This is a genomic window from Methylomagnum sp. (genome assembly GCF_054333355.1).
The window spans coordinates 1-22310 of sequence record NZ_JBTEKS010000032.1; the positions used below are offsets into that span (position 1 = coordinate 1).

Here is a 22310-nt window from a genome sequence, read left to right on the forward strand (position 1 = left end):
GAGATGGTCATGCCGGGCGACAACGTAAGGATCACCGTCAAGCTGATCGCGCCCATCGCCATGGAGGAGGGGCTGCGGTTCGCGGTGCGCGAGGGTGGCCGCACCGTCGGCGCGGGCGTCGTCTCGAAGGTTCTGGAGTAATCCAAGTTCGGGTTCCTCGGTTTTTGGTCGGGGAACCCATCATCTAAGAAGAGAAAAGGTCAGTAGCTCAATTGGTAGAGCAGCGGTCTCCAAAACCGCAGGTTGGGGGTTCGAGACCCTCCTGGCCTGCCATTTCTCTCCTTTCAAGTTAATCCAATCCGAATTGAAGGTATCCATGTCTGCTCAGGCGGAATCCGAATCGTCGGCTTTCGATACGGCAAAGCTCGTTTTGTCTGTCATTTTGCTAATCGGTGGCATAGTGGGATTCCACTATTTTTCCGAGCAGTCTTTGATATACCGAATTATAGGCGTTGTGGCATTGTCGGTTTCCGCTATCGGCGTCGTGTTGACGACAGCGATGGGGAAGGGGTTTTTAGTCTTCCTAAAAGAAGCCCGAATAGAGGTTCGCAAAGTAGTTTGGCCTACTAGGCAGGAAACGGTTCAGGCCACTCTAGTCGTGGTTGCTCTTGTGTTTCTTGTCGGGCTGATTCTTTGGTTGCTCGATATGATCCTATTCTGGGGGATTAGCCGCTTAACTGGCCAAGGGTAATATTAATATGTCCCTCCGGTGGTATGTAATCCACGCCTATTCAAACTACGAAAATCAAGTAAAGCGCTCACTTGAGGAGCGCATTCGTCGTTATGGATTAGAGCGGTTTTTTGGGAAAATTTTAGTGCCCACGGAAGAAGTTGTTGAAATGCGAATGGGGCAGCAACGCAAAAGTGAACGAAAGTTTTTCCCGGGCTACGTCCTTGTTCAAATGGAGCTGAATGAAGAAACGTGGCATTTGGTTAAAGAAGTTCCCCGTGTATTAGGGTTTATTGGGGGTACCTCCGATAAGCCCGCGCCGATCACCGATAAAGAAGCGGAAGCGATATTGAGCCGCGTGGAAGAAGGCGCAACAAAGCCTCGGCCTAAAGTTCTTTTTGAGGTCGGCGAAGTTGTGCGTGTTGTTGAGGGACCGTTCAAAGACTTCAACGGAGTAGTTGAGGAAGTAAGCTACGAAAAAAGTAAATTGCGCGTCTCGGTCTTGATTTTCGGTCGATCTACCCCCGTAGAACTCGATTTTGGTCAAGTTGAGAAATCCTAGCAACTTACGACATATCGATTAGTTAAAGGTAAAAAATTGGTTGTTGTTTGGGGCGCAAACTGGGAAGCCGTATAGGCGTTTGACCCATTGGAGAAAATAGATGGCAAAAAAAATTACTGGCTATATTAAGCTACAAGTAAAGGCGGGGGAAGCAAACCCTAGTCCGCCCATTGGTCCAGCGCTCGGTCAGCGCGGTGTAAATATAATGGAGTTCTGCAAGTCTTTCAACGCGGCTACCCAAGGCGTGGAGAAAGGACTGCCCTTGCCGGTGGTTATCACGGTATATAGTGATAAAAGCTTCACCTTCATTACCAAAACGCCTCCCGCTACAGTCCTTATTAAGAAAGCTATTGGTTTGAGCAAAGGGAGTTCCAATCCAAACACCAATAAGGTTGGGACCATTACTCGCGCCCAACTCGCCGAAATAGCCAAGATGAAGCAGCCGGACCTGACGGCAGCCAATGAAGATGCAGCAGTTCGCACCATTGCGGGCAGCGCTCGCAGTATGGGCTTGAATGTGGAGGGCGTGTGATGGCTATGCTGACAAAACGCGCCAAGTTGATTAAGGCGAAAGTACAGCCTAGTAAGGCGTATCCGATTGACGATGCCTTTGCGCTTCTCAAGGAGCTTTCCAACGTAAAGTTCGTTGAGTCTGTGGATGTGGCGGTGAATTTGGGAGTCGATCCCCGCAAATCGGACCAAACAGTGCGGGGTGCTACCGTGATGCCGCATGGCACGGGCAAGACCGTGCGCGTGGCGGTCTTTGCTCAAGGCTCCAATGCCGATGCGGCCAAGGAGGCAGGTGCCGACATCGTGGGCATGGATGATTTGGCTGCCCAGGTGAAGGCTGGTCAGCTAAATTTCGACGTGGTCATTGCCTCTCCCGACGCCATGCGCGTGGTCGGACAGTTGGGACAGATATTGGGGCCGCGTGGTCTCATGCCAAACCCCAAAGTGGGTACTGTGACTCCTGACGTGGCTGGCGCGGTGAAAAACGCTAAAGCGGGCCAAGTTAGATACCGGACCGACAAGAAAGGCATCATCCATTGCACCTTGGGTAAGGTCAATTTTGAGTCAAACGCGCTCAAAGAAAATCTTGAGGCTTTACTAGCCGACTTAAGAAAGGCAAAGCCTGCGACCTCGAAGGGGATATACCTTAAAAAAATTACGGTTTCCTCGACTATGGGACCGGGTTTGGCTGTTGATCAAAGCAGCTTGGCTGCTTAACAAGACTTTGGGTTGCCGGTATCAATTACCGGCGACCGTCAAAGACCGTAGGTGCGAATTAACGCTTAATCGGATCGGCCTACGCAGATGGTGTACCAGAGCCAAGGATGGGCGAAGGAAGCCGGCAGGCATCTTCAACGAAGATGTATTTTAGGCTCTGGATAGTTCCCAAAGCTGTTCAGAATATTATCGGAGAGTGAAAAGTGGCGCTAAGACTTGATGACAAGATTGCTGTCGTCGCGGAAGTTGCCGCTGTCGCCGCAAAAGCGCATTCCGCCGTCGCTGCGGAATATCGGGGGCTTCCGGTCGCCAAACTGACCGACCTGCGCAAAACGGCACGCGAATCCGGGGTTTACCTTCGAGTGGTTAAAAACACTCTCGCCCGCAAGGCGGTGGAAGGCACCGAATTCGCCTGTATGCAGGATGGTTTGGTGGGGCCGCTTATTCTGGCGTTCTCGCTGGAAGACCCGGGTGCGGCCGCCCGGCTTTTCGCCGATTTCCTCAAGCAGAATGACAAGCAGAATGAAAAGCTGGTCGTGAAGCTGGTGGCAGTCGGAGGCAAGCAGTACGGACCCGCCGAACTTGAGCGTCTGTCGAAACTGCCCAATAGAGAGCAAGCTCTGGCCATGCTCATGGGTGTGATGAAGGCACCGATTGAGAAGTTTGTGCGAACATTGGCGGAACCTCATGCCAAATTGGTGCGCACTGTGGCGGCGATACGGGATCAGAAAGAAGCGGCATAAGCCCGCGTCTATCGCGAAAAGATTAATTTTGGAGAATTTCGATGGCAGTATCTAAAGAAGACATCCTGGAAGCCATTTCCAATATGACGGTAATGGAAGTCGTGGACCTGATTTCCGCGATGGAAGAAAAGTTTGGCGTGTCCGCTGCGGCGGCGGTAGCTGTCGCCCCGGCGGCGGCGGCGGCTCCGGTCGTTGAAGAAAAGACTGAGTTCGACGTTGTGATGACCGGCTTCGGTGAGAACAAGGTGAACGTGATTAAGGTGATCCGCGCTATTACCGGTCTCGGTCTGAAAGAAGCCAAGGATTTGGTGGAAGGCGTACCCTCCACTGTTAAGGAAGCCATCAGCAAGGCGGACGCCGACGGCATCGTGAAGCAGTTGGTCGAAGCGGGCGCCAAGGTCGAAGTAAAATAATTGACCTTAGTTCCCAACGGAACGTCGGCTTCGTAGGCTGGCAGCTTATCGCTGCCGGCCTTTCGGCGTTTCGATGGATGGAATTGCCCGTAGCGGGCAACCACAAAACCGTAGCGATTATGTTCGCTGTGGCCTGAATTCCAGCCGAATTCCTTGTCGCGTCCTAATGTCTAACGTGGGAATGACCGTTCGAGTCTCAAAGCTTCAGATAGACGCCGTGGTAATGTCGTTTGTATCCCTAAGGTAAGGAACCACTATGGCCTATTCTTTCACCGAGAAAAAACGCATCCGTAATAGTTTTGGCAAACGCCGCGATGTGCTTGATGTTCCATATCTTTTAACAACTCAGGTCGATTCATACAAGAAATTTCTACAATCCGAGACCCCGCTCAGCAAGCGGATGGATGAGGGGCTTCATGCCGCCTTGAAATCAGTGTTCCCCATTGAAAGCCATTCCGGTCATGCCGTTCTGGAATATGTGAATTATTGGCTTGGTGAACCCACCTTCGACGTGAAGGAATGCCAGCAGCGCGGTGCCAATTATGCGGCCCCCTTGCGCGTTCTGGTGCGGCTGGTGATTTATGACAAGGAAGCGCCTGCGGGTGCTAAGGTTATTAAGGATGTAAAAGAACAAGAAATCTACATGGGCGAAATCCCGCTCATGACGGATACCGGCACCTTTGTCATTAATGGCACGGAACGGGTTATTGTGTCGCAGTTGCACCGTTCGCCTGGGGTATTCTTCGATCATGATCGGGGTAAAACCCATTCTTCAGGGAAGTTGTTATTCAACGCTAGGATTATTCCGTACCGTGGTTCTTGGCTCGATTTTGAATTCGACCATAAGGACTGCGTTTATGTGCGTATCGACCGCCGGAGGAAGTTGCCGGCGACCGTATTGCTGCGGGCGTTGGGCTATGGCAACGAAGAAATTATCCGGCTGTTCTTTGAGACCAACCGGTTCACTTTCGCCAGCGACCAGGTTTTCCTGGAATTGATTCCTGAGCGGTTGCGGGGCGACATTGCCATCTTCGACATCAAGATCGAAGAGAAGGTGCTGGTTGAGAAGGGGCATCGGATCACCGCACGCCACATCCGGCAGTTGGAGAAGGCGGGCGTCAAGCAGTTGGAAGTGCCGCGTGAATACCTGCACGGCAAAATCTTGGCGCGGAACATCATCGTGCCCGACACTGGCGAGTTGCTGGCCAAGGTCAATGATGAATTGAGCGACGATATGTTGGGCCGCTTCATGGCCGCCGACGTGGAGTCCATTGACACGTTGTTCGTCAACGATTTGGACCGTGGCGCGTATATCTCCAACGCCATGCGGATTGACTCGACTGAAACCCAGCTCGATGCGTTGGTCGAAATCTACCGCATGATGCGTCCCGGTGAGCCGCCCGCCAAGGAAGCCGCACAGGTCTTGTTCGAGAATCTGTTCTTCTCCCCGGATCGTTACGATTTGTCGGCGGTCGGTCGCATGAAGTTTAACCGGCGCTTGGGGCGCACGGAAATTACCGGCACCGGCGTGTTGACCAAGGAGGATATTATCAGCGTCCTGCGGGAGCTGATTAATATCCGCAACGGCATGGGCACCGTCGATGACATCGACCATTTGGGCAACCGCCGGGTTCGTTCGGTGGGTGAAATGGTCGAGAACCAGTTCCGATTGGGTTTGGTGCGGGTTGAGCGGGCCGTCAAGGAGCGTCTATCCCTGGCCGATGCTGAAAGCTTGATGCCGCAGGAAATCATCAACGCCAAGCCAGTGGCGGCGTCCATCAAGGAATTCTTCGGCTCCAGCCAGCTTTCCCAGTTCATGGACCAGAACAACCCGCTGTCGGAGGTGACCCACAAGCGTCGCGTGTCGGCCTTGGGACCGGGTGGTTTGGCGCGGGAACGGGCGGGCTTCGAAGTGCGTGACGTACATACCACCCACTATGGTCGCGTCTGCCCCATCGAAACGCCGGAAGGCCCGAATATCGGCCTGATTAACTCGCTGGCTGTGTATGCGCGCACCAACGAATATGGATTCCTCGAAACGCCGTACCGCAAGGTGAACGAAGGCGTGGTGAGCGACGAGATTGAGTATCTTTCGGCCATTGAGGAAGGTAAGAACTGGATCGCCCAGGCCAGCGCCAAAGTGGATGGAACCGGTCGGTTGATCGACGATCTCGTGTCCTGCCGTCACAATGACGAGTTCACGCTGTCGTCTGTCGAGCAGATAACCCACATGGACGTGTCGTCCAAGCAGATTGTGTCGGTGGCTGCCTCGTTGATTCCATTCCTTGAACACGACGACGCCAACCGCGCTTTGATGGGTTCGAACATGCAGCGGCAGGCCGTGCCGACCCTGCGCACCGAGAAGCCGCTGGTGGGCACTGGCATGGAGCGCATCGTGGCGCGGGATTCCGGCGTGACGGTGGTCGCCAAGCGTGGCGGCAAGATTGAATTCCTAGATGCCAGCCGTATCGTGGTGCGGGTCAATGACGACGAGACCGAAGCGGGCGTGCCGGGCGTTGATATCTACAACCTGACCAAGTACACCCGCTCCAACCAGAACACCTGCATCAACCAGAGACCCCTGGTCAAGCCGGGCGACAAGGTGGCGAAAGGCGATATTCTGGCCGACGGCCCCTCGACCGACATGGGCGAATTGGCGCTCGGGCAGAACCTTCTGGTCGCGTTCATGCCCTGGAACGGCTACAACTTTGAGGACTCCATCCTGATTTCCGAGCGGGTGGTGCAGGACGACCGCTTCACGACCATCCACATTGAGGAAAAATCCTGCGTGGCCCGCGACACCAAGCTGGGACCGGAGGAAATCACGGCGGACATTCCCAACGTCGGTGAAGCCGCGCTGGCGAAGCTGGACGAGTCCGGCATCGTCTACATCGGCGCGGAAGTAAAGGCGGGCGATATTCTGGTCGGCAAGGTCACGCCCAAGGGCGAAACCCAGTTGACCCCTGAAGAAAAGCTGCTGCGTGCGATCTTCGGCGAAAAGGCGTCGGATGTGAAGGACACCTCGTTGCGTGTGCCGTCCGGCATGGATGGCACGGTCATCGACGTGCAGGTCTTCACCCGCGATGGCGTCAAGAAGGATGAGCGGGCCAAGCAGATCGAGCAGGCGGAAATCGAGCGGGTCAAAAAAGACCTGAATGACCAGCTTCGGATCATCGAGAAGGACTTCTACCAGCGCGTCGAAAACATGCTGTTGGGAAAACCCGCCGAATCCGGCCCGAATCGTCTGCGCTCCAGCACGATCATCACGGCGGAATATCTGGCGGAATTGAAACCGGCGCAATGGCTGGAAATCCGGCTGCAAGAGGAGGAGCTGAACCTTCAGCTTGAGACCATCGCCGAGCAAATCGCCCAGCAGCGCGAGGAAATGAACAAGCGGCTGGAAGAGAAGAAGCGCAAGATCGCGATGGGCGACGACCTGCCGCCGGGCGTCTTGAAAATGGTCAAGGTTTACCTTGCGGTCAAGCGGCGCGTTCAGCCGGGCGACAAGATGGCCGGACGCCACGGCAACAAGGGTGTGATTTCGCAAATCGTGCCCGTGGAAGACATGCCCTACTCGGCGGACGGCACCCCGGTCGATATCGTCTTGAACCCGCTGGGCGTACCTTCCCGTATGAATGTCGGTCAGGTGTTGGAAACCCATCTGGGTTGGGCCGCTCGCGGCCTGGGTCTCAAGATCGGCAAAATGCTGGAAGCCAAGGCCAAGGTTGAAGAGCTTCGGCAGTTCTTGCATCAGGTCTACAACACCAGTGGCCGTACTGAAGATCTCAATGAGTTGACCGACGTGGAAATCATCGAATTGGCGATGAATCTGCGGCGCGGCGTGCCCATGGCGACGCCCGTGTTCGATGGTGCCAAGGAGTCGGAGATCAAGGCCATGCTGCGGCTGGCGGGACTCCCGGAAAGCGGCCAAACCAAGCTGTTCGATGGCCGTACCGGCGAACAGTTCGAACGCGACGTGACCGTGGGTTGCATGTACATGCTTAAGCTCAACCACTTGGTGGACGATAAGATGCACGCCCGTTCCACGGGTCCGTATAGCCTCGTGACCCAGCAACCCTTGGGCGGTAAGGCCCAATTCGGTGGCCAGCGGTTCGGGGAAATGGAGGTGTGGGCGCTGGAAGCTTACGGTGCCGCCTATACGCTCCAAGAGATGCTGACCGTGAAGTCGGACGACGTGACCGGACGCACCAAAATCTACAAGAACATCGTCGATGGCGATCACCGCATGGAAGCGGCGATGCCCGAGTCGTTCAATGTGTTGATTAAGGAAATCCGGTCGCTCGGCATCAACATCGAGCTGGACCAGGAATAAGGCGCCTCGCCGCGCATTGTCCGGGACCGTATCCGGTCCCGGACCCGCCGAATTTAGATTAGGAGACGACCTGTGAAAGACCTCATCAACTTCCTAAAGCGACAGAACCAAACCGAGGAATTCGACAGCATACGCATCAGTCTGGCGTCGCCGGACATGATCCGCTCCTGGTCTTTTGGGGAAGTGAAAAAGCCGGAAACGATCAACTACCGCACCTTCAAGCCGGAACGCGACGGCCTGTTCTGCGCCAAGATTTTCGGACCCGTCAGTGATTACGAGTGCTTGTGCGGTAAGTACAAGCGCCTCAAGCACCGGGGCGTGATTTGCGAAAAGTGCGGCGTGGAAGTCACGCTGTCCAAGGTGCGCCGCGAGCGCATGGGCCACATTGAGCTGGCCAGCCCGGTCGCGCACATTTGGTTCCTGAAGTCCCTGCCGTCCCGTATTGCGCTGTTGCTTGATATGACCCTGCGGGAAATCGAGCGGGTGCTGTATTTCGAATCCTACGTCGTGGTCGAGCCGGGCATGACCCCGCTGAATCGTGCCCAGCTTCTGACTGAGGAAGAATTCCAGCAGGCGACCCAGCAGCATGGCGAGGAATTCAACGCCAAGATGGGCGCGGAAGCCATCCATGAAATGCTGAAAACCATGGATTTGCAGGCCGAGGTGGCCCGGCTGCGCGAGGAAATCGATGCGACCAATTCCGAGACCAAGATCAAGAAGCACACCAAGCGGCTCAAGGCCATTGAATCGCTCATCTGGTCCAACAACCGGCCCGAATGGATGATCCTGACGGTGCTGCCGGTGTTGCCGCCCGAACTGCGTCCCTTGGTGCCGTTGGACGGTGGTCGCTTCGCCACGTCCGACTTGAACGACCTCTACCGCCGGGTCATCAACCGCAACAACCGCTTGAAGCGGCTGCTGGACCTGAGCGCCCCGGACATCATCGTGCGCAACGAAAAGCGTATGTTGCAGGAAGCGGTGGACGCGCTGTTGGATAACGGTCGGCGTGGCCGCGCCATCACTGGCTCCAACAAGCGCCCGCTCAAGTCCCTGGCCGACATGATTAAGGGCAAGCAGGGCCGCTTCCGCCAGAACTTGCTCGGCAAGCGCGTGGACTATTCTGGCCGTTCGGTGATCGTGGTCGGCCCGACCTTGAAACTGCACCAGTGCGGCCTGCCGAAGAAGATGGCCTTGGAGCTATTCAAGCCGTTCATTTTCAGCAAGCTCCAGTTCCGGGGCTTGGCGACCACCATCAAGGCCGCCAAGAAAATGGTCGAGAAGGAGAGCGCGGAGGTTTGGGACATCCTCGACGAGGTGATCCGCGAACATCCGGTCATGCTGAACCGCGCCCCGACCCTGCACCGCTTGGGCATTCAGGCGTTTGAGCCGACCCTGGTGGAAGGCAAGGCCATTCAGTTGCACCCGCTGGTGTGTACCGCCTTCAACGCCGATTTCGACGGCGACCAGATGGCCGTGCATGTGCCGCTGTCGCTGGAAGCGCAGTTGGAAGCCCGCACCCTGATGATGGCGACCAACAACATCTTGTCGCCCGCCAACGGTGAGCCGATCATCAACCCCACCCAAGACGTGGTGTTGGGCTTGTACTACATGAGCCGCGAGCGGATCGACGCCAAGGGCACCGGCATGAAGTTCTCCGATGTCGGGGAAGCCTACCGGGCCTTGCAAAACAAGGCGGTCGATCTCCAGGCCAAGATCATGGTGCGCCTTTATGAAACCACGCTTGGCGAAAACGGCGAGAAAACCACCGTGTTCCGCCGGGTGGAAACCACCGTCGGTCGCGCCATGATCTGGACCATTGTCCCGGAGGGCATCCCCTTCGAGATGATTAACCAGGACATGACCAAAAAGACCATTTCCCGGCTAATCAATTACTCCTACCGCACCTTGGGGATCAAGGCCACGGTCGTCTTCGCCGACCAGTTGATGTACATGGGCTTCTCCTACGCCACCCGTGCCGGCATGTCGTTCGGTGTGGACGACATGGCGATTCCGGCCCGCAAAGAGGAAATCATCAACGCGGCGGAACAGGAAGTTAAGGAAATCCAGAACCAATACGCGTCTGGTTTGGTGACGGATGGCGAGCGCTATAACAAGGTCGTCGATATTTGGTCGCACGCTAACGATCAAGTCGCCAAGGTGATGATGGAGGGCTTGGGCACCGAGCCGGTGGAAATGCCGGACGGCACCACCGCCCAACAGAAGTCCTTCAACTCGGTGTTCATGATGGCCGACTCCGGCGCTCGTGGCTCTGCCGCCCAGATTCGCCAGTTGGCCGGTATGCGCGGCCTGATGGCGAAGCCGGACGGCTCCATCATCGAGACGCCCATCACCGCGAACTTCCGGGAGGGGTTGGACGTACTGCAATACTTCATCTCCACCCACGGCGCCCGGAAAGGTCTGGCCGATACCGCGCTTAAGACCGCCAACTCCGGTTACTTGACCCGCCGCCTGGTGGACGTGGCGCAGGACTTGGTGATTACCGAGGACGATTGCGGCACCAACGATGGCTTGTTGATGTCCCCGCTGATCGAAGGCGGCGACGTGGTCGAGCCGTTGGCCGAGCGGGTGCTGGGCCGGGTGCTGGCTGAGGACATCCACGATCCGGCCACTCAAGATGTGCTGATGGAAGCTGGCTCGATGCTGGACGAACAAGCCGTCGCCATCCTTGAGGAACACAGCGTGGACAACGTCCGGGTGCGTTCGGTCATCACCTGCCGGACCCGCTATGGCGTGTGCGCCTCCTGCTATGGCCGCGATCTGGGCCGGGGCCACAAGGTCAACATCGGCGAGGCCATCGGCGTCATCGCGGCGCAGTCCATCGGCGAGCCGGGCACCCAGTTGACCATGCGTACCTTCCACATCGGCGGCGCGGCCTCCCGGTCGGCAGCCATCAGCAACGTGGAAGTGAAGTCGGCGGGCACGATCAAGCTGACCAATGTGAAGACCGTTGTGAACAAGGACGGCAACTTGGTGGCGGTATCCCGCTCCGGTGAAGTCAGTGTGATCGACGAGCATGGCCGCGAGCGCGAGCGCTACAAAATTCCCTACGGCGCGGTATCGACTGTCCGCGAGGGCGAGCGCGTGCGGGCCGGGCAGGTGGTGGTGAATTGGGATCCCCACACCCACCCTGTCGTCACCGAGGTGAAGGGTATCGCCAAGTTGGTGGACTTCATCGAAGGCGTGACCGTCCGCGAGCAATCGGATGAAGTGACGGGCCTGAGTTCCATGGTGATCATCGACCCGAAACAGCGCGGTGGCATGGGTAAGGATTTGCGCCCCATGGTCAAGCTGGTCGACGAACACGGCAACGATATTCGGATTCCCGCGACAGAAATCGCTGCTCAATACTTTCTGCCAGCGGGCGCCATCATCGGTATCCAAGACGGCGGGCAGGTGGAAGTGGGCGACGTTCTCGCCAGGATTCCCCAAGAGTCCAGTAAAACCCGCGACATCACCGGCGGTCTGCCCCGCGTGGCCGACTTGTTCGAAGCCCGGAAGACCAAAGACCCGGCGATTCTGGCGGAAGCCACCGGCACCATCAGCTTCGGTAAGGAAACCAAGGGCAAGCGGCGCGTGGTTGTGATGGATGGCCACGGCAATCAGCACGAGGTGTTGATTCCGAAGTGGCGGCACATCACGGTGTTCGAGGGCGAGCATGTCGAACAGGGCGAGACCATCGCCGAAGGCGATTTGACGCCCCACGATATCCTGCGGCTGCGCGGCGTCGCCGAGTTGTCGTCTTATCTGGTCAAGGAAATCCAGGACGTTTACCGCTTGCAGGGCGTGAAGATCAACGACAAGCACATCGAGGTCATCATCCGCCAGATGCTCCGCAAGGTGGAAATCACCGATCCGGGCGACACCGGATTCCTCAAGGGCGAGCAAGTGGACCGCGCCCGCGTGCTGGAGGAGAACGACCGGGTGGAATTGGAAAACAAGATGTCCGCCTGCTACGAGCCGGTGCTGCTGGGCATCACCAAGGCGTCGCTGTCCACCGAGTCCTTCATCTCGGCGGCGTCCTTCCAGGAAACCACCCGCGTGCTGACCGAGGCGGCGATCCGCGGCTTGAGCGACCGCCTGCTCGGACTCAAGGAGAACGTCATTGTCGGGCGCTTGATTCCGGCGGGCACGGGGCTTGCCTACCATCTGGACCGCAAGCAACGCGCCAAGCAGGGCGAGGCCGGCGAGGCCGAGGCGCCGCCGACCATGGACGCTGGTGAAGTCGAAGAGGCCTTGAAGCAAGCCTTGAGCATGTAGGTTGATGAATTGAGCCGGGGTGCCGAAAGGTAGCCCCGGCTTTTTATTGCGCTTCAATTTCCTGGATTCATGGTTGTCAATTCGGGACTAGCCGGTAACATAGGCGCTTCCCAAATTCCCATACCGACAGAAGCGTTTTGCCCGCCTCGGCGAATGACCAGCGGGAAACGCGCCGCCTAAGCGAATTCGCCGCCGCGCCGAATTTCCGTCGGTTTCACATTATTTAGCGTCGTGGAGCAAAGAGAATGAAAAACAAAGTCTATTTGAGCCTGCTGGCCCTGGGGTTGTCTTGGTTCGCCATCGCGCCGGCGGTCAACGCGGCGGGCGATACCGAGGCGGGTAAGAAGAAGTTCTACACCTGCGTCGGTTGCCATGGCATCGAAGGTTCCGCCAATGCCTACCCGGCCTACCATGTGCCGCGTCTGGGCGGACAGCACGCCAATTATGTCGTGGCCTCGCTCAAGGCGTATCAGGCCAACCAGCGCAAGCATCCGAGCATGTTGGGCAACGCGGTGACCCTGTCCGAGCAGGACATGCAGGACATCGGCACCTATGTCGGGAAGTTCCGTGGGCTGGGCGTCAAGCTCGCGATCACTGGCAACCCGGCGGCGGGCAAAGAAAAGGCGGCGGCTTGCGGTAGCTGCCATGGCGAGGATGGCAACAGCACGGACCCGAACTTCCCGCGTCTGGCCGGGCAGTACGAGAGCTATCTCGTCAAGGCCTTGGAAGACTATCAATCCGGGGCGCGGAACAACCCGATGATGGCCGGTTTTGCCGCCACCCTGTCGGAAGAGGATGTTAAGGATGTCGCGGCTTACTACGCGAGCCAGAAGAAAGGCTTGACCATTATTCCTAAAGACTAACCGCCCGCTAGGCGCTTAGCGCCTTATCATTTAGGGGATTGTCGGGATGCACGCCGACAATCCCCGCCTTCGTTAAAGGCCGGCTCGATTTTAAAAACCGAGTCGGTCTACATTTTCATGCCCGCCCCGCCTGTCGCCTCGTTCCGCTGGAGATTCAAACCGTGACTCGCGCCCCTCATCAGACCCGCTTGTTTATTGTGTTGGCAACCCTGCCATTCATCGCGCTGTCCGCCGAGGCCGAGCGCCAGCCACCCCGTGAGAAGCTGGTGATGGGCTGGCTGGAATCGGTGTTCCTAAGACCTTGGAACCTGCGGGTCACGGCCAAGCTGGATACCGGGGCCAACACCTCCTCGCTGCACGCGGATCAAATCGAGCATTTCAGCAAGGACGGCGAGGCGTGGGTCCGGTTCACCCTGGAAGACGGCCAGGGCAGCAGGCCGCAGACCGTCGAGCGCCCCATCGTCCGCGCCGCCTATATCAAGGAGCGGCTGGGGCGCTCCTCCAAGCGCGACGTGGTGAAGCTGACCGTATGCAAGAACGGGCGGGATTACGAAACGGAATTCACCCTGGTGGACCGCAGCAACTTCAATTATCCGTTGCTGCTTGGGCGAAGCTTCCTTCAGGATGTCGCCTTGGTCGATGCTTCCGCCACGTTCCTGTATAAAGCTGACGGCGACCTCTGCAAGCCACAGACGCCCGCCCCATCCAAGTCAGGAGGTGGCAAATAAGGATTCTCGGCGGCGGGGCGCTTGCTTTGGACGGATGATCTTTTGCGAAACCTACACGTCAAAATCCTGGCCCTGATACTTATCGTCATAGGCGTCACCCTGTGCTGGTACAAGGTGACCCGCCTGGGGCTGCCCTTGTTGCCGACGGAGAAGGCCGAAGTCTGGACCGTCGAGGCCCGCATCGAATTCAAGGCGCGGCGGGACGCGCCGGTCAAGGTCGCGTTTTCCATCCCGCGCCAGCCGGACGGCTATACCGTAGTTGACGAGAATTTCGTGTCCAACAACTACGGACTCACCACCAGCGACGACGGCCTGAACCGTTCCGCCGAGTGGGCGGTGCGGCGGGTGAAGGGCTATCAGGTGCTTTATTACCGGATACACCTCGCCCAAGACCCCATCCCCTTGCTGAACATGGTCGCCCCGTCCGGCAGCGAGTCCGCGCCTGTGCCCATCCCCGAGGTTCACACCCCCGCTTTCCCCGAGGTGTTGCGCTCGGCGGCGGCGGGCTTGATGGACGAGGTGCGCAGTAAATCAGCGGACGCCGTGAGCTTCGCCCGTGAGTTGCTGATGCAGATGAACGCCCAGACGCCCAACGCCAACGTGCTGCTGCTCAAGCAGGACATTCAGACCTCCGAAGATTGGGGCAAACGGATCGTCGATCTGCTGGCGAACGCCAAGATACCCGCCCGGCCCATCGCGCTGCTGATGCTGCGGGACGGCGTCAACCATGGCTCGTTGACGCACTGGATTGAAGTGTTCGACGGTGTGCGCTGGCTGGCCCTGAACCCCCATACCGCCGAGGTGGGGCTACCGAAAGAAGCGGTGGTCTGGCATACCGGCGACAGCCCGGTGCTGGACCTGTCCGGGGGCAAGAATCTCAAGGTTGAATACTCCATCTCCGAGCGCACCCAGGACCGGACCTTGGTCGCTGAACAGCGCGCCCGGCGGATGGGTTCGCGGCTGATGGAATACTCGCTGTTCAGCCTGCCGGTGGGCACCCAGAACGTCTACCGCGTGCTGCTGATGGTGCCGGTCGGGGCGTTCCTCATCGTGTTTCTGCGCAACGTCATCGGCCTGAAAACCTTCGGCACCTTCATGCCCATCCTCATCGCCCTGGCCTTCCGCGAGACGGAATTGCTGTGGGGACTCATGCTGTTCTGCCTGTTGGTCGGCCTGGGGTTGGTGATCCGCTTTTACCTGGAATACCTCAAGCTGCTGCTGGTGCCTCGCTTGGCGGCGGTCCTCATCATCGTGATTATCCTCATGGCCCTGGTGAGCATGTTCAGCCACAAGCTGGGCTTCGACCGGGGCTTGTCGGTCGCTTTGTTCCCCATGGTGATTCTGGCGATGACCATCGAGCGCATGTCCCTGGTCTGGGAAGAGCTGGGTCCGGCGGAGGCGCTCAAGCAGGGCTTCGGCAGCCTGGCGGTGGCGGCGCTCGGTTATCTCAGCATGAGCAGCCGGTTCCTGGGGCATTTGGTGTTCGTATTCCCGGAACTGCTGCTGGTGGTGCTGGCGCTGACGCTCCTGTTGGGCCGCTACACCGGCTACCGGCTGACCGAATTGTGGCGCTTCCGGGCGGCGCTGCGGGGTTAGGCCGGTGTCCAAAACGGGCTTCCGCTGGCCTTGGACGCGCCTGCGCGAACTGGGCGTCATGGGCTTGAACGAGCGCAACGCCGATTTCATCCTGCCCTACAACCAACGCCATCATTACCCGCTGGTCGATGACAAGCGCCGCACCAAGGATTTGGCGATGGCGGCGGGCGTGCCGGTCCCCAAGCTGTATGGCGCGGTCGAGATCATCCACGAGATCGAGCGGCTGCGCGAGATGCTCTACCCTTACGAGGATTTCGTCGTGAAGCCGGCCCACGGCGCGGGCGGGGAGGGCATCCTGATTGTGACCGGGCGCCACAATGACCGCTACCGGCTGGCGGGCGGCTCCATGGTGGATGACGCCGAGCTGGGCCATCACGTCTCCAATATTCTCGGCGGCATGTACAGCTTGGGCGGCTTGCCCGATTCCGCGCTCATTGAATACCGGGTCAAGTTCGACCCCATCTTTGAACACATCAGCTATCAGGGCGTGCCGGACATTCGCACCCTGGTGTTCCGGGGCGTGCCAGTGCTGGCGATGATCCGCTTGCCCACCCGGGCTTCCGACGGCAAGGCCAATTTGCACCAAGGCGCTATCGGGGTGGGTATCTGCATCGCCACGGGCCGGACCTTTTCCGGCGTCTGGCATGATAACCCCATCGACCAGCACCCCGACACCGGCGGCACGCTGTCGGGTCGGCAAATGCCTCATTGGGACGATATCCTTGCCCTGACAGCGCGGTGCCATGATCTGGTGGGCTTGGGATTCATTGGTGTGGACATCGTCCTGGACCAAGAGCTTGGCCCGATGATGCTGGAGATCAACGCCCGGCCCGGACTGAACATCCAACTCGCCAATAAAATCGGCCTGTTGCCCCGGCTGCGCTGGGTCGAAGAATTGGCGGAAATTCCGGTTTCGGTGGTCGAACGGGTGGAATTGGCGAAGTCCCTGGCGCTTCGGGTGGCTTGACGTGGCATACTTCGCACGCCAAAAAACGGGCTGTCGTTTTGCTGTCATGCGCGGCTGCTACAAAGCTTAAATCCGGTTAGCGGGGGTGTCGGGCTGTAGCCCGACATCATCGGCGCAAGCACGGTCCAACCCGAAATCCTAAGCGCCTGAAATATTCCCGTAACATTTGGCTGCTAAAGATGATCGGTTTGGCGCTGTCCAACCCGCAAGAGGCGCGTAAAAAATGCCGCCAAGCTAGCCGCTCATTGATTGTTTTTCAGGAGTCCCATTCGGTGGAGAAATCGACTTTTATTTTCCTGCTCCTGCTGCTCAGCGCGGCGGCGTTCCATTGGGGACGCAAGCGGGCGCTGGCGGTAGCGGGCGGAAGCATCCAACGACTCCATTCCTTGCCCAGCTACTACGGTTATTACACCGCGCTATGGTGCGGCGTGCCGACCTTGCTGCTGCTGTTTTTCTGGCTGTGCTTCGAGAACTCGTTCGTCACCCATCTCGTTGTGGCGGGTTTGCCCGACGCGCTGACCACCGTTTCGCCCGAGCGGTTGGCCCTGGTGGTCAACGATATCCGCAACGTCGCTAGCAACGGCGCCGGTGAAGCCGAGCCACCGATTCGCGCCGCCGCCGAGCATTATCTCCAGCTACAAAAGACTAGCGATCAATTGCTTACCGTTGCGGGCCTGTGCGTGGCCCTCGCCGGGGCGGCGTTCGCCCACACCCGGATCAGTCAGACGTACCGGGCACGGAATCAGGTGGAAAAGACCGTCACCGTGTTCCTCATTGCCTGCGCCACGCTGGCGATTTTCACCACGATTGGGATTGTCCTGTCGGTGCTGTTCGAGTCGGTGCGGTTCTTCCAGAAGGTGCCCATCACCGACTTCCTGTTCGGCCTGAAATGGAGTCCGCAAATGGCGATCCGGGCCGATCAAGTCGGCTCTTCGGGCGCGTTCGGCGCGGTGCCGCTCATCACCGGCACATTGTTGATTTCCTCCGTCGCCATGGTGGTGGCCGTGCCGATTGGCCTGTTATCCGCCATTTATCTCTCGGAGTACGCCAGCCGACAATTCCGTGGCTGGGCCAAGCCCTTGCTGGAAATCCTGGCCGGTATCCCCACGGTGGTGTATGGCTTCTTCGCGGCCTTGGTGGTGGCGCCCTTCGTGCGCGACCTGGGCACGAGCTTGGGGCTGGAAGTGTCCTCCGAAAGCGCCCTGGCGGCTGGCTTGGTCATGGGCATCATGATTATCCCGTTCGTGTCGTCCCTGTCCGACGACTTCATCAACGCCGTGCCGCAATCCCTGCGCGATGGCGCCTACGCCCTCGGGGCCACCCAATCCGAAACCATCCGCCAAGTCATCATTCCGGCGGCGTTGCCCGGCATCGTGGGCGGTATCCTGCTGGCTGTGTCCCGCGCCATCGGCGAAACCATGATCGTGGTGATGGCGGCGGGCTTGAGCGCCAACCTAACGGCCAACCCGCTGGAGGCCGTGACCACGGTCACGACCCAGATCGTCACGTTGCTGGTGGGCGACCAGGAATTCGACAGCCCCAAGACCCTGGCCGCGTTCGCCCTCGGGCTGGTGCTGTTCCTGATTACCCTGGCGCTCAACATCATCGCCCTGCACATCGTTCGGAAATACCGTGAGCAATATGAATAATTTTGAACCACCCGCCGCGCCGCCCTCGCCGCGCCGCGCCGTCGATTTCGTCCGCGCCAGCCTGCCCCGGCGACGGCGGGCGGAACAGCGGTTCCGGTTCTACGGACTCGCCTCCATCGTTCTCGGCCTGACCTTCCTGGTGGTCCTGTTCGGCAGCATCATCGCCAACGGCTACACGGCCTTCCTGTACACCCAGGTCGGGCTGGATATTGTGTTCGATGCCCAGACCCTCGATCCCGATGGCAGCCACAACCCCGCCACGCTGGCCGAAGCCGATTACGACAGCTTGGTGAAAACCAGCCTCGGCACCTTATTTCCCGATGTGACGGGACGGCAGCAAAAGCGGGCCTTGTATGGTTTGGTCAGTGGCTCGGCGTCCGATAGCTTGCGTCAAATGGTGCGAGATAACCCAGAGCTCGTCGGCAAGACCGAGCGGGTGTGGGTGCCCGCCGACGACACGGTAGATATGCTGGTGAAAGGTCAATTCGACCCCAGCGCGGCGGAAGGCGACGAGCGCACCAAGAATCAACTCGCCTGGGTCGAGACGCTACGGGCGGAGGATCGCCTCAAGAAAAGCCTGAACACGGTGTTCTTCACCAAGGGCGACTCGCGGGAGCCGGAATCGGCGGGCATCTGGGGCGCGGTGGTGGGGTCCGCCTTCACGCTGCTGGTGACGCTGACCTTGTCCTTGCCCATCGGCATGGCGGCGGCGGTCTACTTGGAAGAATTCGCCCCCCGCAACCGCTGGACCGATTTCATCGAGGTCAACATCAACAACCTGGCGGCGGTGCCCTCCATCGTGTTCGGCCTGTTGGGCCTCGCCATCTTCATCAACTTCTTCGGGCTGCCCCGTTCCTCGCCGCTGGTCGGGGGCTTGGTGCTGACCCTGATGACCCTGCCGGTCATCATCATCGCCGGGCGCTCCGCCCTGAAATCGGTGCCGCCCTCGGTGCGGGAAGCCGCGCTTGGGGTGGGCGCTTCGCCCATGCAGACCATCTTCCACCACGTTCTGCCCCTCGCCATGCCCGGCATGATGACCGGGGCGATTATCGGCATGGCCCGCGCCCTGGGGGAAAGCGCGCCCTTGCTGATGATCGGCATGGTGGCCTTCATCGTCGATATTCCCAGCACCATCAGCCAGCCGGCCTCCGTGTTGCCGGTGCAGATTTACCTGTGGGCGGACAGCCCCGAGCGGGCGTTCGTCGAGCGCACTTCCGCCGCTATCCTGGTGCTGCTGGCCTTCCTGATCCTGATGAACGGCGTGGCCGTTTATCTGCGGCGGCGCTATGAGCGGCGCTGGTAATCCATCCGAATCAACCTAGCCGAACCCCTGGACGCTATCATGAGCACCTTGTTTGAGCTAAAGACCTCGGTATCTCACAAAGAGACGCCCACCATGAAAATAAGAGAAAAATCCTCCTCAGAAGTCGCCTTCAACCGCGAGTACCCGGACACCGTGGGCGAGATCACCTCGTCCAAGGCCCGCATCGAATGCCGGGGCGTCAATGTCCACTACGGCGAAAAGCTGGCGATCCAGAACGTCAATTTGGATGTGGGCCGCAACGAAGTCATCGCCCTCATCGGCCCGTCCGGCTGCGGCAAATCGACCTTCATCCGCTGCCTGAACCGCATGAACGACACCATTCCCGGCTGCCGCGTCAGCGGGGAAATCATCATGGACGGCAACAACATCTATGGCGAGAACGTGGACGTGGTGCCGCTGCGGGCGCAGGTCGGCATGGTGTTCCAGAAGCCCAATCCATTCCCCAAGAGCATCTTCGAGAACGTGGCCTATGGGCCGCGCATCCACGGCCTGACGGCCACCAAGGTGGAATTGGAGGAGGTGGTGGAAACCTCGCTGCGGCGGGCCGGGCTGTGGGAGGAGGTGAAAGACCGCCTGCACCAGCCGGGCACGGGTCTCTCCGGCGGTCAGCAGCAGCGCTTGTGCATCGCCCGCACCATCGCCGTCAACCCGGAAGTCATCCTGATGGACGAGCCTTGCTCCGCGCTGGACCCCATCGCGACGGCCAAGATCGAGCAGCTCATGGACGAGTTGCGGATGCATTACACCATCGCCATCGTGACCCATTCCATGCAGCAGGCGGCGCGGGTCTCCCAGCGCACGGCCTATTTCCACATGGGGCGGCTCATCGAGGTCGGCGACACCGCGCAGATTTTCACCAATCCCCGGCACCAACTGACCGAGGATTACATCACGGGCCGGTTCGGCTAAGCCTTCTACAAGACCGACTCGGTGAGGGCTTATGCAACTGGCCGTTCGTGCTGAGGTATCGAAGCATGAACGGCCAGTTGCCCCACCGTTCACCCTTCGATACCTCAGGGCGAACGGTGGGGCAACCTCACGATTTGCGTAAGCCTTGTAGGTTTTAAGAACTGGATCGGCCCGCAAAGGGTAAATATATGAGCGACACGCACTTCACGTCGGAAGGGCACACCGTCAAGCGCTTCGATGGCGAGATGAACCGGCTGCATCTGCGGGTGCTGGAAATGGGCGGTTTGGCTTTGGCTCAGCTCAAGGACGCGCTGCACGCCCTCAAGCATAAGGATTTGGATCTGGCCCAGAAAATCGCGCCCCGGGAATCGCAGATTGACCTGCTGGAAGTCGAAACCGATGCGGATATCGTCGGACTCATCGCCCGCCGTTGCCCCTTGGGCGGCGACCTGCGGATGGTCATGGCGATTTCCAAGACCGTGACCGACCTGGAGCGGATCGGCGACGAGGCCATCCGCATCGCCAACATCGTCCACCAAATCTATGGCAACGACGGCGGCACGCCAAGCGAGCATCTATTGCGGGATGTGAACATCATGGGCGAGTTGGCGGTGGACGCCTTGGAAAAGTCCCTGCACGCCTTCGACGAGCTGGACGAATTCGCCGCCGAGGCGCTTCTCGAAACCCACGACAAGCTGGAAGAGGAGTTCGAGGCGGGGTTACGCCGCTTGATTACCTATGTGATGGAGGACTCGCGCAACATCGGCTTCGCGGTGAGCTTGGTGCTGGCGATTAAAGCCTTGGAGCGCATCGGTGCCCATGCCCACAACGTGGCCGAGTATGTGATTTATCAGGTGCGCGGAAAGGATATTCGGCATCAGCATCCTTAAATCACGTAGGCTGGGTTGAGGCACGAAACCCAGCCTACCAACAGTGAGGAGCTGGGTTTTCGCAAGCTCCAACCCAGCCTACGAAGGCTCGATTAAGTCCGCCAATTCGGCCAAAGATGTCAGCGCCAAATCCGCCTTCCCCGCCAACTGCCGTCGAACCTCCTCCCGCCGCTGCACCAGCACCGTAATCGTCCCCGCCGCCCGCGCCGCCGCGAGGCCGGTGGCCGAGTCCTCCACCCCCAGACACAGGCCCGACGGCGTCTCCAACCGCCGTGCCGCTTCCAGAAACACATCCGGCTCGGGTTTGCCCAGCGGCACTTGGTCGCGGGTCACAATCACCGGAAACTCGGCTTCCAGGCCCGCCAGCCGCAGGCATTGCCGGGCATAAATCCCGTCGCTGTTGGTGGCGAGGGCGTAGGGAATTTCCCGATTTCGGAACACCGCCAGCAGCGCCTCCAGGCCGGGCATTCGATCCATGCCGTGGGTGTCCAAATAATCCCGCCAATGCCGCTCGGCTAGGCGATGGAAGCGCTCCGGCTCGAAGGCCGCGCCCATTTTGGCGCGGAATGCCCGCGCCACGTCATCGGCATGACGCCCGAACAGGCCGTGACAGAATGCCTCGCTTAGCTCAATCCCAAGGTCCGACGCGGCCCGGCACCAGGCGTGGCAATAGGTCGATTCGGAATCCAGCACCAGCCCGTCCATGTCCAGGATGGCGGCGTGGAACGGGGGTAAACTTCCGTTAAGCACCCGTGGAATCCGTTTGGCCCTGTTTGAGCATGACTTTGGATTGGAACAGCCAGCACGCCGCCACGCCCAGCGCGGCCCCGGCCAGTTCCATCATGAAGGCACCCAACGCCCCATGGGGGGTGGCGCCCATCAATGGCTTGAGGATGACGAACGTCCAGACCGCCTTGGTGCCATAAAACACAATCAGAGCGCCGACGATCCATTGCAGAGGGTTGAGCTTCAACCGATCCGCGGTCAGGTAGAACCAGATGCACACAACAAAGCTGATCACGCCGCCGATCATGGGCTGCCTCCGCGAGTAGGGTTAGGGGAAGCGGGCACTTTAGCAAAGCGGGGAAGGCTTGCCTAATGGTGTTGTGGGGGTGGGCCTCAGCCCACGATTCGGCGCGGCTGTCGTGGGCTGAGGCC

At 59.2% G+C, this 22310-nt stretch carries 19 protein-coding genes and 1 tRNA gene; 18 read left to right on the forward strand and 2 right to left on the reverse strand.

All coding sequences use genetic code 11. The features are described 5' to 3' along the window. The 18 genes from ACXWUF_RS04535 to phoU all read left to right on the forward strand — a co-directional run. Positions 1 to 141: EF-Tu C-terminal domain-related protein (locus ACXWUF_RS04535; RefSeq protein ID WP_458493491.1), on the forward strand; the 141-nt coding region annotated here is incomplete at its 5' end. A 56-nt stretch (positions 142 to 197) separates the two neighbouring features. Then, a tRNA-Trp gene (locus tag ACXWUF_RS04540) sits at positions 198 to 273 on the forward strand. A 43-nt stretch (positions 274 to 316) separates the two neighbouring features. Beyond that, positions 317 to 691, forward strand: coding sequence for a preprotein translocase subunit SecE (gene secE / locus ACXWUF_RS04545; protein ID WP_458493474.1), 375 nt, complete (start codon positions 317 to 319; stop codon positions 689 to 691). Positions 692 to 698: 7 nt separating this feature from the next. Continuing rightward, the gene (gene nusG / locus ACXWUF_RS04550; protein WP_458493475.1) at positions 699 to 1232 is read left to right on the forward strand and encodes a transcription termination/antitermination protein NusG; all 534 of its coding nucleotides are present in this window, start codon (positions 699 to 701) and stop codon (positions 1230 to 1232) included. Positions 1233 to 1332: 100 nt separating this feature from the next. Continuing rightward, a complete protein-coding gene (gene rplK / locus ACXWUF_RS04555; protein ID WP_458493476.1) occupies positions 1333 to 1764 on the forward strand; it encodes a 50S ribosomal protein L11 in 432 nt (143 codons plus the stop codon). After that, positions 1764 to 2459, forward strand: coding sequence for a 50S ribosomal protein L1 (gene rplA / locus ACXWUF_RS04560; protein ID WP_458493477.1), 696 nt, complete (start codon positions 1764 to 1766; stop codon positions 2457 to 2459). Before rplK ends, rplA begins: the two co-directional genes overlap by 1 nt. 203 nt (positions 2460 to 2662) lie before the next feature. Next, positions 2663 to 3202: a 50S ribosomal protein L10 gene (rplJ, locus tag ACXWUF_RS04565; protein ID WP_458493478.1), complete on the forward strand. Its 540-nt coding sequence runs from the start codon at positions 2663 to 2665 to the stop codon at positions 3200 to 3202. 41 nt (positions 3203 to 3243) lie between these two features. After that, positions 3244 to 3615: a 50S ribosomal protein L7/L12 gene (gene rplL / locus ACXWUF_RS04570; protein WP_458493479.1), complete on the forward strand. Its 372-nt coding sequence runs from the start codon at positions 3244 to 3246 to the stop codon at positions 3613 to 3615. A gap of 256 nt (positions 3616 to 3871) precedes the next feature. Next, positions 3872 to 7948, forward strand: a complete 4077-nt coding sequence (gene rpoB, locus ACXWUF_RS04575) for a DNA-directed RNA polymerase subunit beta (RefSeq protein ID WP_458493480.1) — start codon at positions 3872 to 3874, stop codon at positions 7946 to 7948. A gap of 84 nt (positions 7949 to 8032) precedes the next feature. Next, on the forward strand, positions 8033 to 12226 hold the full coding sequence (gene rpoC / locus ACXWUF_RS04580) for a DNA-directed RNA polymerase subunit beta' (protein WP_458493492.1): 4194 nt from the start codon (positions 8033 to 8035) through the stop codon (positions 12224 to 12226). Between the two features lie 245 nt (positions 12227 to 12471). Next, a complete protein-coding gene (locus ACXWUF_RS04585; RefSeq protein ID WP_458493481.1) occupies positions 12472 to 13089 on the forward strand; it encodes a c-type cytochrome in 618 nt (205 codons plus the stop codon). Between the two features lie 161 nt (positions 13090 to 13250). Next, the gene (locus ACXWUF_RS04590; RefSeq protein WP_458493482.1) at positions 13251 to 13817 is read left to right on the forward strand and encodes an ATP-dependent zinc protease family protein; all 567 of its coding nucleotides are present in this window, start codon (positions 13251 to 13253) and stop codon (positions 13815 to 13817) included. A 42-nt stretch (positions 13818 to 13859) separates the two neighbouring features. After that, complete coding sequence (locus tag ACXWUF_RS04595; RefSeq protein WP_458493483.1) at positions 13860 to 15413, forward strand: inactive transglutaminase family protein; 1554 nt, start codon at positions 13860 to 13862, stop codon at positions 15411 to 15413. Positions 15414 to 15417: 4 nt separating this feature from the next. After that, positions 15418 to 16380: an alpha-L-glutamate ligase-like protein gene (locus ACXWUF_RS04600; protein ID WP_458493484.1), complete on the forward strand. Its 963-nt coding sequence runs from the start codon at positions 15418 to 15420 to the stop codon at positions 16378 to 16380. A gap of 272 nt (positions 16381 to 16652) precedes the next feature. After that, complete coding sequence (gene pstC / locus ACXWUF_RS04605) at positions 16653 to 18029, forward strand: phosphate ABC transporter permease subunit PstC (protein ID WP_458493485.1); 1377 nt, start codon at positions 16653 to 16655, stop codon at positions 18027 to 18029. Beyond that, positions 18022 to 19332: a phosphate ABC transporter permease PstA gene (gene pstA / locus ACXWUF_RS04610; protein ID WP_458493486.1), complete on the forward strand. Its 1311-nt coding sequence runs from the start codon at positions 18022 to 18024 to the stop codon at positions 19330 to 19332. Before pstC ends, pstA begins: the two co-directional genes overlap by 8 nt. Positions 19333 to 19425: 93 nt before the next feature. Further along, positions 19426 to 20262, forward strand: a complete 837-nt coding sequence (gene pstB, locus ACXWUF_RS04615) for a phosphate ABC transporter ATP-binding protein PstB (RefSeq protein WP_458493487.1) — start codon at positions 19426 to 19428, stop codon at positions 20260 to 20262. 188 nt (positions 20263 to 20450) lie between these two features. After that, positions 20451 to 21152, forward strand: a complete 702-nt coding sequence (gene phoU / locus ACXWUF_RS04620) for a phosphate signaling complex protein PhoU (RefSeq protein ID WP_458493488.1) — start codon at positions 20451 to 20453, stop codon at positions 21150 to 21152. Positions 21153 to 21230: 78 nt separating this feature from the next. On the opposite strand, the gene ACXWUF_RS04625 is transcribed toward phoU, so the two are convergent. Together ACXWUF_RS04625 and ACXWUF_RS04630 are read right to left on the reverse strand one after the other, a co-directional pair. Further along, positions 21231 to 21902, reverse strand: a complete 672-nt coding sequence (locus tag ACXWUF_RS04625; RefSeq protein WP_458493489.1) for an HAD family hydrolase — start codon at positions 21900 to 21902, stop codon at positions 21231 to 21233. Next, positions 21895 to 22185: a hypothetical protein gene (locus tag ACXWUF_RS04630; RefSeq protein ID WP_458493490.1), complete on the reverse strand. Its 291-nt coding sequence runs from the start codon at positions 22183 to 22185 to the stop codon at positions 21895 to 21897. The genes ACXWUF_RS04625 and ACXWUF_RS04630 overlap by 8 nt, the downstream gene beginning before the upstream one ends. Positions 22186 to 22310: the final 125 nt, after the last annotated feature.

Coding starts and splice junctions, on each gene's coding strand:
- rplK (WP_458493476.1), top strand. CDS start 1,333: ATGGCAAAAAAAATTACTGGCTATATTAAGCTACAAGTAAAGGCGGGG.
- pstB (WP_458493487.1), top strand. CDS start 19,426: ATGAAAATAAGAGAAAAATCCTCCTCAGAAGTCGCCTTCAACCGCGAG.
- ACXWUF_RS04630 (WP_458493490.1), bottom strand. CDS start 22,185: ATGATCGGCGGCGTGATCAGCTTTGTTGTGTGCATCTGGTTCTACCTG.
- pstA (WP_458493486.1), top strand. CDS start 18,022: ATGAATAATTTTGAACCACCCGCCGCGCCGCCCTCGCCGCGCCGCGCC.
- phoU (WP_458493488.1), top strand. CDS start 20,451: ATGAGCGACACGCACTTCACGTCGGAAGGGCACACCGTCAAGCGCTTC.
- nusG (WP_458493475.1), top strand. CDS start 699: ATGTCCCTCCGGTGGTATGTAATCCACGCCTATTCAAACTACGAAAAT.
- secE (WP_458493474.1), top strand. CDS start 317: ATGTCTGCTCAGGCGGAATCCGAATCGTCGGCTTTCGATACGGCAAAG.
- rpoB (WP_458493480.1), top strand. CDS start 3,872: ATGGCCTATTCTTTCACCGAGAAAAAACGCATCCGTAATAGTTTTGGC.
- rplA (WP_458493477.1), top strand. CDS start 1,764: ATGGCTATGCTGACAAAACGCGCCAAGTTGATTAAGGCGAAAGTACAG.
- ACXWUF_RS04585 (WP_458493481.1), top strand. CDS start 12,472: ATGAAAAACAAAGTCTATTTGAGCCTGCTGGCCCTGGGGTTGTCTTGG.
- rplL (WP_458493479.1), top strand. CDS start 3,244: ATGGCAGTATCTAAAGAAGACATCCTGGAAGCCATTTCCAATATGACG.